This is a genomic window from Shewanella acanthi, assembly GCF_019457475.1.
Lineage (GTDB): Bacteria > Pseudomonadota > Gammaproteobacteria > Enterobacterales > Shewanellaceae > Shewanella > Shewanella acanthi.
Genome location: NZ_CP080413.1, coordinates 2,315,979 through 2,330,945, shown reverse-complemented (window position 1 = coordinate 2,330,945; position 14,967 = coordinate 2,315,979). Strand labels below are relative to the sequence as shown.

Genomic DNA, 14,967 nt, shown 5'->3' with positions numbered 1-14,967 from the left:
GTATGCGTAAATTTTTAGTTTTGATGGTATTTTTAGCTTCTAGCTTAGTTTATGCCGACTCTGACCCTTGCGAGTCAAATCAGTACCCTGTTAAATGGAAATCCGATTTAAGCCATCCCGTATCTTATGAGCTACCTGCAATTTTCTATAAAACTAACAACTCAAAAGTTATTGTCTCTGTTTCAAAAGCGATAAATTTTGTTGAAGGTAATATGGCAACTCATAAACCTTATTTGAAAAGCGCCAAAGAATACATAATTAATAGCTTGTCTGTATTACCGAAAAACAAACTTGTGGATCATTCAATCCTTTGGATCGCGACAGAAGGATTGCAAGGGCAAGAGTTAAATAAAGCAATTCATGTTATGGCGGGTTACCAAGGGTTATTCGAAGGCTTATTGTTAAACAATGAAGCATCGGTAAGTATTAATGAAAAACTAATTGCTTCAACTAATACTGTGTATATGGTTGGTAAAGACCCAGCCCCTGTTCATAGTTTGGATTATGTTCACAAGCTTATTGTTTCCAACTCTAATGACATAGTATTTTCTAAATGTTGGCTAGACAGCAAATAGCCATATAACAAACGCATTAATGAATGGACGTCTAAAGCTTGGCTGCGCTCATTTTTCGCTAATTTTAGCCAAGCTTAATCCGCCCATTATGCGGGCGTTATACGTTTAGGAAGGATTTATGCGTTGCATTTTGGTTTTAGTTTTTCTTTTCATAACCAGTGGCAAAGCCCTAGCCGATGAGTCAATCACAATTTTTGTAAAGGAAACGAGCTATTCAATAAACACCTCGGATGAAGAGCTGAACTCGGCAGAATTGGAAAGCAAGCTGAAACAACTCAAGTTTTCATTGGTAACGTTAGACGTTGATTATTGTGCGGATCCAGTGATGGTTGCTGAGGTTTATGTAGCACTTGCAAATGCTAACCCTTCAGTTTCAGTTAAAGACGTTCACCTAATAGTCAGTGGCAGTCATGAACAAAGCAAATGCAAAAACGCATAACAAATATGGATAGGCCTCGCGAAGCCGAGCACTCGAACAAAAACACAATGCCGATGTGGAAAACATAGCATTGTGTTTTTTGTCCCCAAATTGCCAGACTTGAGGTTTTGCTGGCCTAGCAATTTGATCAGTTAGTAGAGTCAATCAGCAACTGACGTACTCACTCAATCCTTATTTCACCTTTGCAGCTAGAGCAGCATTAAAGCGGTCGAAACCTGCACTTAAATCGGCAATCAGATCGTCAGGATCTTCAAGGCCAATATGCAGGCGAATTAAAGGTTTGCTTGAATCCCACTTGGTGGCGCTGCGAATACCATCGATGCCGAAGTAGCTCAAGATCAAACTCTCGTAGCCGCCCCAAGAGAAGCCCATTTTAAAGTGGCTCATATTTTCTAACAGGGCAGTGACTGAGGCTGAATCTCCTTGCTTTAATACAAAGGAGAACAGGCCGTTAGAGGCGCTAAAGTCGCGTTTAAAGAACTCATGGCCTGGGCAGGTTTCAAACGCAGGGTGGCGTAGGTGGTCGACCTCGGGGCGGGTCAGCAACCAGTTTGCCACTTTGAGGGCATTCTTTTCGTGCTGCGCCATGCGTACCCCTAAGGTGCGTAATCCGCGGGTCGCTAAGTAAACATCATCGGGGGAGGTGGTTTGCCCCATTAAGTAACTGTTTTCACGCAATTGCGGCCAATATTTCTCGCTCGCGGTGGCGGTGCCAATCATCACATCAGAGTGGCCCACAATGTATTTGGTGGCCGCTTGAATCGAGATATCGACGCCCAGCTCAAAAGGTCTGCTGTTAATTGGCGATGCCCAAGTGTTATCTAGAATCGCTACTATCCCATGCTCGTGGGCAATGTCGCACAGTGTGGGGACGTCTTGCACTTCCATGGTGATAGAGCCAGGTGACTCTAAAAACAACACTTTAGTATTGGGCTTAATCAGCTTGCGAATACCCGCTCCAATGAGAGGATCGTAGAAAGTGGTCTCAATTCCTAAACCTGCAAGCAGTTTAGTGCACAGATCCCGCGTCGGTTCGTACACACTGTCGACCATTAGCAAATGATCGCCAGATTTTAAAAATGACATTAAAGTCGCGCTGATCGCTGCGGCGCCCGATGGGTAGAGCGCAGTACCAAAACCACCTTCTAACTCAGCAATCGCGGCCTGAAAAGCAAAGTGGGTTGGGGTGCCGCGACGGCCATAGAACATCTCGCCATTGGTTTTGTTTTTTGCGGCGTAGCGCATGTCTTCCATGGTATCGAATACGATAGTAGAAGCACGAAACACCGGCGGATTAATCACGCCTTTAGTCCACTTTTTGTCTCTACCGGCACTGACGATTTGCGTGGCTTGTTGGTGTTTTTCCGTCATAGTTCATTACCTTAGCGAGTCAGTTTCAATTAATTTTTTATCATGAGTGGCGGTCATCTTAGCATTAAGCAAACAAAATGACAGGAGGCAGAACGATGACTTTGCCTCAAGTTGCTAAGGATATACCGCAAGCTTATTGAGGATGGTTGATGGCTGTTTATCTAGGAAAACCGATAAAGATTGCTATCGGCGGGCTTTGCCTTGCTATTTATCAATAAGTGGCAGGGTCACCAAAATGTCGACCCCGTTTTGCTCACGGCGGTTGCGGGCAAGAATTTTACCCTTGTGGAATTGGGTCACAAGACGCGCGATATAGAGTCCAAGCCCAAGGTGGGGTTTATTCTGGGCTTGATTGATGCGCACCGACACCATGGAGTCGAAGATTTGCTCCGACATATCCACGGGGAGCTGTGGGCCTAGGTTACTGATCAGCAGGGTCGCCTGTTTACCGACCTGAGTTAACGTCACTTCGATGGCGCTCCCCTCAACACAAAACTCAATGGCGTTGGCGATAAGTTTATCCATTAACTGGGCGATATATTCGGGCACTCCCTGCATCATCAGCGGCTGTTCAGGGACTTTCACCGTAAACGGTTGTTCTGGATAGGTGATTTGATAGCCCTGCATACAACCACTCACCACCTGTGACAGTGGGAATTTAGTGACATCGGCCTGGGTCAAACTCTGTTCAAGGCGGGTTGCCTCACTCATATTGTTCAAGATAAGGCTTAAACGACTGACGCCCTCTTGGGCGCGGTCGACATATTTTTGGGTGTCTTTATCGAGGGTCTGCAGGTTTAAATGCTCAAGGGATGAACGCACCACGGCAACGGGGGTACGAAGTTCGTGTGAGAGCCTTGAAGACATATTTTCAAGGTAGTGGGTGTATTGGCCGAGTCGTCCAACAATACTGGCAAAACTGCGGGAGAGATCGCCGATTTCATCCCTTGCTCTCGATGGTTTTAAGTGGTTTTTCACCCGTCCTTGGCTATCGATGGCGCTTTCCGCTTCGTCCCTTAATCGACGGATACGATTGGAAATACTCGATGCAAAGATAAACAGCGCAAAGGTGCCTAAGCTCATGATGGTGAGGATGACGTTAAACAGTTTTTCCAGCGCGCGGTTACGCAGGGTGCGAATACCGTGGGTGGTTTCTTCGGCCACTACGGCGCCCATCACATTGTTATCAATCCAGATCGGCGAAGCCGCTGCCAGCACCACGGCTTTATTATCTGGAGTCAAACGCCAGGTTGAGCTCTGCTGACCCGACAATGCTTTTTGAATATGGTTACCGTCGAGCTCAGTCGAATCCTGCAGTGAGTCGATAAAATCCTTCGGCGGTTTAGTCAAAAACTTATAGTACAGCGGGTGCAGGTATTCGCGCTTAAAACTTTCCCATGCACCTTTAGCATTGTCATCGTCGACAGTGCGTCCCCATACACTGCTGTTGGCGCGAATGTCACCGGATTTTGCTAGCACGCGGCCGTGTTTATCTACCACCCAAATGCGTGAGCTATAGTGGCTCATCCCTTTAATAATGCTTTCAATTTCAGGGGAGGGAACCAGTACTGTACCGAGTTTATCAACCGTATCGAGGGCTGAGGTGCCCACGACAGCTTTAATATCGTGGTAGCGAGTATCGTCGACATCTGAAATGGTAAAGCCAAGTTTGCTGCCGACCATGTCGAGCGGAATACGCAGCTCGATATTGTAACCCACATCCGTGGTTGCCCATTGTCCTTGGATCCGCACTTCGGGGGTGACAGGAGAGGTCAGCTTAGGGTTGGTGGGCAGTTGGAAAGCACTGATCCAGCCGGGTTGTGGTGTGGCGACTATATAGCGCTTAAATTTGTTATCAGGCGAAAGGGTGGCAATTGTGAGGTGATCGTTTTTATCGACTCTTAGGACATTGCGTCCCCTCAGTACAACATCGGGGTCGACCACTTCAAAAAATGCATAAAGATAGCCATCGTATTGGCCAACCATATGGGTGAAGCTGATAGCGACGGGCACGTCAGGATCCGCTCGCATAATCTGGTTGGCCTCGCCATATTGAATGAAACGATGGCGATATTCCTGCCACTCGTTGAGTTTACCGTCGAGCTGAATAGCACCATTGAGCGGATAGGCGTAGAGATCGCGTCCCTTTTCGACCTGCTTTAAAAAGCTTGCTTGGCTGTCAAACAGTTTTGGCCTTTCATGCAGCGCGGTGGCCACAGCTTGTGTGGTGCCTTCGAGAGTCCGTTCTTGCCCTAGACGCAGGTACTTTTCCATCTCCCACACGTATTGATACCCAAGCCAAGGCAGGCAGAGTAAGAACAGACTCAGCCCAATAACTTTAGTGCGAAGGCCGAAGGGAAAACGGGTGACCGCGTGGCGCAAATACTTCTTCATGGACGTGATTATGCTAGCGTATCCCAGCGATAGCCCATTCCATAGACGGTATCAATACAATTGAATTCAGGGGCAACGGCCATAAACTTCTTACGAATGCGCTTTACGTGCGAGGTGATGGTACTGTCGTCGACAAAAATCTTCGCTTCCTGCATCAGCTCGTGGCGGCTACGTACGTGGCCTGGGTGCTTAGCAAGGGCATGCACCATCCAAAATTCGGTTACGGTTAATTCTATAGGGTGATTATCCCAATAGACCTGCATACGGTTAGCATCAATGGTCAAGGGGCCGCGCTCAAGCATATTTTCCTGCGGCGTTTGGCTCATGGCTAATTCCGAGCGACGAAAGAGAGCGGCTAAACGTGCCGTTAAATGGGGGAAACTGACTTCCTTGCTTAGGTAATCATCAGCACCGAGGCGCAGACCACAGACAGTATCAAAGTCACTGTCCCTCGCGGTTAAGAAAATGATGGGCAGGGTATTGGACATCGCACGCAGGGATTGGCACAGCATAAAACCGCCATCGATTTCATTGCCAAGCCCTATATCAATAATGGCTAAATCAGGCAAACGCGTGTTGAAGGCTTGCATAGCAGAAGGGCGGTCGGCGTAGGTTTGGACGCTATAACCGTGTTGTTGCAACACATCCTTGTAGTTTTCGCGAATGGCCGCTTCATCTTCCACAATGGCAATACGTTTCATCAAGCCATATTCCTATCGGTGTCAGTTAAAGTTGGGCGTGAACTATACAGCATTTGACTGCAGATTAAAGTCCCGTGGGTTAATTGCCATATTGTTGCCACAATTCATAGCTGTATTGCCATAATCCCTCCCCGTTAATGCCATTGCACTTGTGTTTAATACCCCACTCTTAATTTGCCCCCGTATTTTGCTGATAAAGCCTGGCAAACATATTGAATCCACAAGGAATGCGTTAATGAAGAAGTCACTGATCAATCTGCTGGTCTTAAACCTGGTCAATGGACCGGTCGTGCAGGCAGCCTATCAACAAAACAGTGACGCTGGCCATTATGTTTATCACTCATCAACTCGCGTTGAAAGCCAATCCCATTTTAAGTCAATGCCATTGATAGGTTTAGGGGGCGGAGCCGTGGTGGGGGCCATGGTGGGCGGGCCGATGGGGGCCATTATTGGTGGTTTTACAGGTTCAGTGCTTGGGATCACCCTGACTGAAAGTGTTGCCGAGGCGTCAGATGATGCCGTGCCATTGCAGGGGCAATTAACGTCTTTAGCTTTTAATCGTCAGGGCAGTGATATCTCAGCGGGACGTTACAGCTTGAGTCAGAACCAGATACTAAGTGAGCTCGCCCTAGGCATGAATGTGCTGTTTCATCAGGATTCCTGTGAGCTTGACGCCGCATTTTTACCTCAGCTGGACAAGGTCGCCAAGGTATTACGTGAAGCCACGTCATCGAATCTAGAAATCAAGGGCTATACCGACCGTCACGGCGATCTCAATTATAACCAAGCACTGTCGGAGCAGCGTCTACTTGAAGTCCGTGGCTATCTCGTTAAACACGGCGTTGCGCCCGAACGCATTACCACCCAAGCCTTCGGTAGTCGGCAGTCACTTAATATTGACGCCGATTTAGAAGCCGAGCTTTTTGATAGTCGCGTCACGCTGACGATGCAACCACAGCGAACCTTAATGGCCAATATCGCTGACGAGTAAGCAGTGATAACAACTAAAAGTAACGCTTGACCAATTAGTGACAGCCGTTAGTACAACGTGAATGAATCCCAGGGAGAGTTATACATGAATACCGCGAAAAGGGTAAAAGAAGTGGCCTGTTCTTTAACCACGTTGGTTGTAGCCGCCGCTATCTGCTGGTGTTTACCTTTGACTGTGATGGCATCTCCCAGCACTGCGGGCACGCTATCCGAGCCTGAAAACATGGCTTCAGCTTATCATCGTCAGTCTCGAAACGTGACACCGAGCTTTAATGCAGATGATGTTACCCAAGGGATGATGCTTTACCAAATGCCAAATGGCGATCCAATGCCAGCATTACCCCTAGATACTGATGTGTCGATGCAGATTTCGGGGTTAACTAACAGGGTGAGTGTGAAACAGACCTTTCGTAACCAAACCACCAATGTGTTGAGTGGCCAATATCTGTTCCCATTACCCACTGGTGCTAAGGTTGACGCCTTAAAGCTGCAGATTGGTCAGCGTGCAGTAGAAGGGAAAATTCAATCAAAGCAGCAGCCTAATAGCCTTGCACCAGCGTCAGATGAATCCAGCATGTTGGATATAAATACTCAATCACACGGCAATATGTTTACCACTGAAATCACCCGCCTAGCCCCTGAGGAACAATTGATTGTTGAGATAAGTTACCAAGAAACCCTGCACTATGATGAAGGGGTATTCAGTTTACGTTTTCCTCTCGTCGTGGCACCCCGTTACATTCCGGGTCTTATGGCCCAAGGGTTAGGGCAGGAGGATGAGCCTGAGGCCTTTTCACAGCAAATTCGCGATCTTGAAAGAATCGTTGCGCCATTGCATGACTGGAATTTTGAGCAAGAAGTGCCATTACTCGCTGACATTAATGTCAGTTTTGCCGAGGGCATAGACACAGACTCCATTGTCAGTTTGTACCATAGCGTGACCCTTGAACAAGGGATGGATGCGGTATCGGTAAGCTTGGCAGAGCCGGTGGTGGCCAATCGTGATTTTGTGTTGCAGTGGCGTCAGCAGCAGGGTAAAACAGCGCGCGCATGGGTATTCAATCAAGATGGTAAAACCCATTTTACTGCCGGTGGAAGTGGTGTTCCTGTTGCCAACGACGATGCTTACAGTCTACTAATGTTAATGCCGCCAAAATCCATTGCCGACGAAAAGGCCATTTTGTCACGCGAGCTTATTCTGGTAATCGACACTTCGGGTTCTATGGCGGGTGAGCCGATTGTTCAGGCAAAAAATGCCCTGCGCTATGCCCTAAGAAGTTTGAATGAAGAGGACAGATTTAACATTATTGCCTTCAATTCTAAAGTGTCGTCATTAGCCAATTCGCCACTAAGGGTCACTAAGGCCAATCTTGATAAGGCGCAACAATTTGTCAATCGTTTGACCGCCGACGGTGGCACTGAAATGGCCTCAGCCCTTGAAATGGCGTTGACGGCGAAAGTGGCCAAAAACAAACGCGGCGATCGCAGCGCCCTGCGGCAGGTGATTTTTATGACCGACGGCTCAGTGGGGAATGAGGAGGCCCTGTACGATTTGATTCATCAGCATTTAGGTGAATCAAGGTTATATACCGTTGGCATTGGTGCGGCGCCAAATTCGCACTTTATGCAGCGTATTGCGCAAATAGGGCGTGGAACTTTTACCTCCATCGGGCATATTGAGGAGGTAGAGCAGCAAGTTACCGAGCTCCTCACCAAAATACAATATCCCGTCCTGACCGATATTAAAGCGCGTTTTGATGACGGATCCATTCCTGACTTTTGGCCTTCGCCAATTCCCGATTTATATCGCGCCGAGCCAGTGCTGATTAGCTTAAAGCGCCATGGGAAGGATCCCCGCGCCGTGGTGATTTCGGGGCGTCAAGGGCATAAGCATTGGCAACAGAGTTTGTCGTTGTTATCGAATAATGGTGATGGGAACTCTAGTTTGGGTTCGGCTCACTCAGGCCGTGGCTTGGATTTGATTTGGGCGCGCAACCAAATTGCGGCAATGGAATTGACGAAAAATGGTTCAAACGATGCACAAATTGAAGCGCAGATCACTGCACTTGCGATGAATTACCATCTTGTGAGTGACTATACCCGTCTAGTAGCTATCGATGAGAGTCCAGCCTCAAGTAGTGGGATCAGCCGCGACAGTGTGGTAAGGCAACACATGCCGCTAGGCTGGTTACCCTTTGGACATTTTCTGCAAATGGCAACATCGAGCCGCTTAGACTTCTTGCTTGGGCTTTTTACGTTGCTCCCCGCGTTGTTTGTGGGATGGAGAATGTTAAGGCATAGAAGACAAGAGCGTTCAATCACTCAGGCTTTTGAACGTCAAGCCTTTGAAAATCAGCGTGTTGAAACTTGCTAAGACGTTTAACGGCCTCACTATATGCACCACTCAAACATCGACACAGGGCAAATGACGGACAAGTTGGCACAAAAGCGTGAATATCACTTAGCACCAAATGGTTAGTTAGTAATTGTAAATGGGACTCACAAGCAATCTAGCTTATGGTAGAGTCCTGTTTTACATCCAAAAACGATAATCATGGGAGAAAGTCTTGAAACATTTCATCCTAGGTGCTGCCCTAACTGGCCTTGTGTCCTTACCTAGCTTTGCCTCGATGGACAATAGCCTATCCGCCTTTACTACCAGCTTTGATGTAACTCAGTATCGTAATGATGTGCAAACCTTGGCCAGTGACGCCTTCGGTGGCCGCGCACCGCTGTCTGAGGGTGAGCAGTTAACGATTAATTACCTTGAAAAAAGTTTTAGGGAAATGGGCTTGCAACCTGCCTTTGGTGACAGTTATTTACAGCCCGTTCCCCTTGCCAAAATCACCGCTGACCAAAACATGCAGCTCAATATTGGTGGGATCAACTTTACCAATGGCAGCGAATTTACGGCTCGCACCCAACGCATCAGCGAAAAGGTCACACTCGATAACAGTGAAGTGATCTTTGTTGGCTATGGCATTAACGCCCCTGAATACGGCTGGAACGATTATCAAGGCCTAGACGTAAAGGGCAAAACCGTCATTGTCTTGGTGAACGACCCTGGCTTTGCAACGCAGGATCCCAAGGTCTTTAAAGGTAACGCCATGACCTACTATGGCCGCTGGACCTACAAATATGAAGAGGCTGCCCGCCAAGGTGCCGAAGCCGTCTTTATCGTCCATGAAACCGCGCCTGCGGCCTACGGCTGGAACGTGGTGCAAAATTCCAATACCGGCACTAAGTTCACTCTGGTCGATGCCAATAATAACCAAGGCCAAGTGGGTGTAATGGGTTGGGTACAACATGAAGTTGCGCAGAAGCTGTTTGCAAAGGCGGGCATGGACTTTGACATGCTAAAGCGTGAAGCCGCAAAACCCCACTTTAAACCGATACCCTTAAACCTGAAGGCGCAGCTCACCCTCCAAAATCAAATTGAACGTGCCCAGTCCCATAATGTGGCGGCGATTCTGCCGGGTAAGACCCATCCCGATGAAGTGGTAATGATGCACGCCCATTGGGATCACTTAGGTACAGTGATGGAAGGGGGGAAGCCTGTGATCATTAATGGTGCCGTGGATAACGCCAGTGGTGTGGCGGGGGTACTCGCCCTTGCTCGTTACTTTAAGCATCAGGCCGATAAAGCGCCGCTTGCGCGTACCCTCGTATTTAGCTCCTTTACCGCCGAGGAAACAGGGCTGATTGGTGCACAGCATTTTGCCCAGCATCCAATTGTACCGACTAAGGATATCGTTGCCTTTTTAAATATCGACGGCATGAATATGAACCAAGGTGTAGATTACATTCTGCGCTACGGTGAGGGCGTAAGTGAGCTTGAAGCTTATTTGGATAAGGCCGCCAAGGCACAGGGGCGCACTGTTAAGGCCGATCCCCGTCCACAAAACGGTTTGATGTTTAGATCGGATCATTTCGCATTGGCGCAGCAGGGCGTGCCTGGTTTGCTGTTTATGAGTTTAGGGGATACGGATCCCGATTATATCGCTCATAAGTACCATCAAGGCGCCGATGATTACGACCCCAATTGGACCTTAGGTGGCGTGACCCAAGATTTGGCGTTAATGGCGAGTATGCTTAAGGCGCTGGCCAATGGGGCCGATTGGCCGCGTTGGTTGGAGTCATCGGACTTTAAAACGAAACGTGAGCAGACTGGTCGCGACTAAATCTGTAAGTCAAACTGTGGCATAAAACTTTGAATAGGGCGCTTTAGCGCCCTTTTTCCCAATCTGGTGGCGACCTTGTTTGCCTTCCTAGTCTACACCAATGTCTAGCCCCACGACCGTTTGCGTAAAATGCCGTTACAACTCGCCTTTATGTTGATTGGAATTTTTTCGGCTTGCAGAAAATATCAGTTCTTGCTTTGGCATATGGCAATCCCCCATTCAAATAGGCCCTTGGTCTGTGGTGCATGTAGGCAAATGGAGTTCCTAGCCTTTGCTATGCATTATGACGTTTATGAACATAGTGAATTTAATGCATGTGAAGGTGCTCATTCATGTCGCTGTCTAGGATTGAGCCACTAAAACTAAGCAGAGTGGCTAACAAGAGAGGGTAATACTGGGCAAGGATAAACTTCACATCCGCCAGCTGGTGGCGACTTGGTTACCAGCGACCTAAGTGGGTCATACTCAAACCTTGATGTCATTGATCTCATTGATGACGGAGGATGCGGTGTTCTTGCTGCTGGGGCAGGTGAAAAATAAAGTCGATTTTGAAAAGGCATCGCAACAATCTAAGGGCGTGGGCGATCCTCTGCTTACATTATTAAGCGACATCATTGAAATTAACGTCTTAGGTGAATGGGTATTTATGCGCTCGCATTTAATTCAGTATCACGTTGCCAAATGCTCCAAATTCTATCAAACACACGGGTCATAGTCTGACAATATGCCAAAACCTCAACGGTAACTGGCTACTGACAAGGTATGCAAATTTAATGGTAGCGGTGGAATAAATTCAAATAGGTTAACAAGGTGAAGACTGAATGCTTAAGCGACTAGGATAAACCGAGAAATAAAAATGGCCCTGTGCGTAAAGAGCAGAAGGGCCATTTTGTATCTCGCTATGTGCCTGATAAGGCTAATGGTTTATTAGCCTATTTGTTTTAGCAATTAGTAGCTATCGTTTACGTGGGCACAGCGGCCAAATTGGGCGCCGCCTTTAACAGCCTCTACGACCTGTTTCGGGAAGGCCAGTTCTTGGTCTACACCGTTATTACACACAAACGCTTTGTTGGCATTGATGTCGATAGTCAGCGGCGTTGGAAGACCAACGATACCCGCCATCATTTCAGAACCGTTGCCACTGACGCCTAGGATTCCATTGGTCATCGCATTTTTCGCTTCAACGACACCTTGTTTAGCAAAGAAGCTTTGACCCGTCATCCAGCCGAGACCTTTCATGTAAATGCTTGAGCCCGCTGGTGTACCATTGATCAGAATGCGACCTGTGATCAGTGAAAGATCATCATTTGCATCTAATACCATGTTTAATGGCAGACCAGAAGTTTCGGCAATTTCATCGTGGGTCATGTAATAAGGTGAGTAACAATAGGTGTTAGGCACATCATCACACCAACGCAAGCCACCGAGATGAGTGATTTCATTGGTATCGGCGTTCCATACTTGTACTCCTTTACCAAAGGCGCGGCGGCCAAAACCATCCTGCGCACCGAAGGCGACATATTTACCATCGCTTGAAATCACTGACGAATTTAAAGCGCCATATTCTCCGTAGAGATCCTTCAATTTACCGTCGACCCAAGCGAGCTGTGTAAGGTTGTTGTTACCCGAACCTGTTACAGTTCGACCGTTACCCGAAATTTTGTCAGCGCGAACCCAAGCTTCTTTACGATTACCATGAATCCAAGCTTCGATAAGGGTACTGCCAGGACGTTGGATAAATTCTATTCCATCGGTTAACAGCGTTGGCTCACCTGTTTGTGCATTCCAGATCGTTGGTACGCCATAGGAATATGCAGCTTGACCTGGGGCGCACTCGTTACCGCCATCTCTTGGTTTGCGAGAGTTACCGACAACGGTTTGACCTAAATCGTCAATATCCCAAATGGAGTGTGAACTAATACCCGATTGAGAGCTGATTGCACAGGTATTGTTGCTTGGATCTTTAAGCACCGTCAGCTTGTTAGAACGGATATCCCAGACCGCACCTTGACCAATACCATCACGGTCTAGATCGGCAATGACCGCGGCTTTGGTCGCATTCTTGTTCATTGCAGCGGTCGTGGCCTTGAGCACTGCAAAGCCATTAAACGTTAGGGTTTCAAAGGTCTTGTGCATGCTGCTGTACAGGAATGGTGTGCCACCATGGGTAACGCCAAAGGCAGTTTTGCCGTTTTTAGCAAAATCGTTAACCCATGCGCCAACCAGCGGCGTGTATTGGATACCATTGGTATAACCGTTGAAATACATGGCCACTTCTTTGGTTTCACCACCCGCCACTACGATTGGCGTCATATCACAGTGATGATCCGTTGCAGGTGATGCACTTTCACCTTCGTTCCAGTATTCGTTTTCAGACAGAATACCGGTCGGCGTGGTAGGGTAGCCGCCAGCAATAATCGGATCCATATACAGGGCATAACGGCCGCCAGGTGTTAAGCCATTGATAGTGAAAGAACCATCAAGACCGATTCTACCCTGTGACATGTTACCGCTTTGTTGGGTGATCACATCGTACAGCGGGTTATCCAAGTTACGGGCAACCATGTTCATGCCAGCATATTCAACGCCATTTTTGGTGAAGAGTTTACCCTTGATGGTACCGTAGTTAGTTTTGTATTCCGCTGTTGGATAAAGGTCAGAAATGTTGACGATATCGTCGCGTACGTTAACAGTGCCCTGTTGACGGCCTTCGTTGCCACGTACGTTGATAAATGGGTACATGGTTTCGATGCTATCGGCCGGTATACTGTTACGGCCGGTATAACCGGTTGTGCCTGGGCAACCTGGTACACCATCGTATAGGCGATAGGCGTTGGTTGCCGCATAGGTAAAGTGGCCGTTTGCCTGTGAGTGGGACATGTTCAGCGCATGGCCAAACTCATGGGTAAATACCCCTTGCACCATCTCGCCTTTGGTATCGTTAATATCGACATACCAACCGTTCATCAGTGCGGTTGCTTCGAGGATTTCACCGGTTTCTTCGTCGGCCCATTCCGGGAAGGCGATACCTAGCACTTGGCTACGTGAAATACCAAAGTAGTTTTCCAAAATGGAACCATCGGTATCGTAGTTAACCCAAAAGCCATAGCCGTTCTCTGCACCATAGATTTGGTCAACGTTTGATGCGTTGACATCGGCCATACCCGTTTGGCTGGCGATAGTGCCTGCTAGCACCATATCCAAAGTCGATGTCTCAACGTTTGACCATTCCGCTACGGCTTTAGCAGTAATCGCGTTGGCTTGCTCGATGGTTAAGAAGGTATAGTCGCGATCCAGCGCGGTATTTTTAGGGAGCACTGTGCCATCGGGCAAGGTGATGTCCAAGTTATACTTGGTACCTTTCTCTAGCACGGTAAAGGATTGAACCTCATTGCCGTCTTTGTCTTGGATGAGTTTGCCGCCGTCGGTCCAAACGGGAATGGCACCTTTGCTGGTGTCCCATTTGTAAGGCTGCATGGTTTTATCAAGGATATACAGTGGGCCGCCTGCTACAGCACTAGCCGAAAGGGTTGCCAGAGCGATACCGGCAGCAAGTTTAGTGAGTCTCATTATTGTTGGCCTCCAGCCATCTTGTTGACCAGATTCATAAAGATATTAACGTCTACGCCACCTGGATTGGTCAGCATATTACGTTCTTCATCACTGATAGCGGAGGTATCGATATTTTCAAACAGGCCTGTGTTGGCAAATTCGTTCATCACTTTGCCGTCGCGTACCACAAATTTACCTTGGGCCATGCCGGCTGTGGTTTGAAAACCCGTGATCGATGCGGGTTTATACATAAAGGCCACCACGTTTTCGCCTACGTGCCATTTGGCAAAACCATCGGGCGTGACACCTAAGTAGACTTTGCCATTACCCATAGAGCGTGGTTTGATTAAACCAAATTGGCGGAAAGTGTAGGTGGATTCATCTTTTAACTTGCCCTTGGCATCATGGCCTACGGCAATGGTGACTTCAGTGTAAGGGCGATTGTTATCAAAACCATCGGTCACTTTAACCACTTCACCGGCAATAATGTTTTGTGATTCAGCGGTCAGTTCTTGCAGATTTAACGATTTAAGTTTCATTGCGCTCGCTGGCAAGGCCATTGCCATAGTCGCAGCAACGGCTAAGGCAATCGATGCCTTTTTGAGGAATGACTTCCTTCTCATTGGTTTTTCTCCATTGATGATTTGTTGTTTTGGCCAGAGTTCCACTCTTGGCTCTGTTAATAAAATGTTTCATTAACGAAGGCGATGGAAGTTTAATCATGTAGCAATTTGTAGCAAAAAATAAGGCGAGGCAAATGGCTG

General features: G+C 47.8%; 12 protein-coding genes. 7 read left to right on the top strand and 5 right to left on the bottom strand.

Features of this window, described 5'->3' with window-relative positions; all coding sequences use genetic code 11:
* Window positions 1-2 precede the first annotated feature (2 nt).
* Both K0H61_RS10115 and K0H61_RS10110 read left to right on the top strand, forming a co-directional pair.
* Window positions 3-575, top strand: coding sequence for a hypothetical protein (locus tag K0H61_RS10115; RefSeq protein WP_220049065.1), 573 nt, complete (start codon window positions 3-5; stop codon window positions 573-575).
* Window positions 576-693: 118 nt separating this feature from the next.
* A complete protein-coding gene (locus tag K0H61_RS10110; RefSeq protein ID WP_220049064.1) occupies window positions 694-1,014 on the top strand; it encodes a hypothetical protein in 321 nt (106 codons plus the stop codon).
* Window positions 1,015-1,185: 171 nt separating this feature from the next.
* Here K0H61_RS10110 and K0H61_RS10105 read toward each other — a convergent pair whose 3' ends face one another.
* The 3 genes from K0H61_RS10105 to pdsR form a co-directional block, all read right to left on the bottom strand.
* Complete coding sequence (locus K0H61_RS10105; protein ID WP_220049063.1) at window positions 1,186-2,385, bottom strand: cystathionine beta-lyase; 1,200 nt, start codon at window positions 2,383-2,385, stop codon at window positions 1,186-1,188.
* Between the two features lie 204 nt (window positions 2,386-2,589).
* Window positions 2,590-4,779, bottom strand: a complete 2,190-nt coding sequence (gene pdsS / locus K0H61_RS10100) for a proteobacterial dedicated sortase system histidine kinase (protein WP_220049062.1) — start codon at window positions 4,777-4,779, stop codon at window positions 2,590-2,592.
* Window positions 4,780-4,787: 8 nt separating this feature from the next.
* Window positions 4,788-5,480, bottom strand: a complete 693-nt coding sequence (gene pdsR, locus K0H61_RS10095) for a proteobacterial dedicated sortase system response regulator (RefSeq protein WP_220049061.1) — start codon at window positions 5,478-5,480, stop codon at window positions 4,788-4,790.
* A gap of 235 nt (window positions 5,481-5,715) precedes the next feature.
* On the opposite strand from pdsR, the gene pdsO reads away from it, so the two are divergent.
* From pdsO to K0H61_RS10070, 5 genes are all read left to right on the top strand, one after another.
* Window positions 5,716-6,471 (top strand): sortase-associated OmpA-like protein PdsO, encoded by a 756-nt coding sequence (gene pdsO / locus K0H61_RS10090; RefSeq protein WP_220049060.1) that lies wholly within the window; start codon window positions 5,716-5,718, stop codon window positions 6,469-6,471.
* Between the two features lie 84 nt (window positions 6,472-6,555).
* Window positions 6,556-8,844 carry a marine proteobacterial sortase target protein gene (locus K0H61_RS10085; RefSeq protein ID WP_220049058.1) on the top strand — a complete coding sequence of 763 codons (2,289 nt, stop codon included), beginning with the start codon at window positions 6,556-6,558 and terminating at the stop codon, window positions 8,842-8,844.
* A gap of 193 nt (window positions 8,845-9,037) precedes the next feature.
* On the top strand, window positions 9,038-10,651 hold the full coding sequence (locus K0H61_RS10080; RefSeq protein ID WP_220049057.1) for a M28 family metallopeptidase: 1,614 nt from the start codon (window positions 9,038-9,040) through the stop codon (window positions 10,649-10,651).
* A gap of 157 nt (window positions 10,652-10,808) precedes the next feature.
* Window positions 10,809-10,919 (top strand): DUF817 family protein, encoded by a 111-nt coding sequence (locus K0H61_RS17910; protein WP_220049055.1) that lies wholly within the window; start codon window positions 10,809-10,811, stop codon window positions 10,917-10,919.
* A gap of 186 nt (window positions 10,920-11,105) precedes the next feature.
* Complete coding sequence (locus K0H61_RS10070; protein ID WP_220049054.1) at window positions 11,106-11,366, top strand: hypothetical protein; 261 nt, start codon at window positions 11,106-11,108, stop codon at window positions 11,364-11,366.
* 233 nt (window positions 11,367-11,599) lie between these two features.
* Here K0H61_RS10070 and K0H61_RS10065 read toward each other — a convergent pair whose 3' ends face one another.
* Together K0H61_RS10065 and K0H61_RS10060 are read right to left on the bottom strand one after the other, a co-directional pair.
* Window positions 11,600-14,221, bottom strand: a complete 2,622-nt coding sequence (locus K0H61_RS10065; protein WP_220049052.1) for a WD40 repeat domain-containing protein — start codon at window positions 14,219-14,221, stop codon at window positions 11,600-11,602.
* Complete coding sequence (locus K0H61_RS10060; protein ID WP_220049050.1) at window positions 14,221-14,826, bottom strand: hypothetical protein; 606 nt, start codon at window positions 14,824-14,826, stop codon at window positions 14,221-14,223. The genes K0H61_RS10065 and K0H61_RS10060 overlap by 1 nt, the downstream gene beginning before the upstream one ends.
* Window positions 14,827-14,967: the final 141 nt, after the last annotated feature.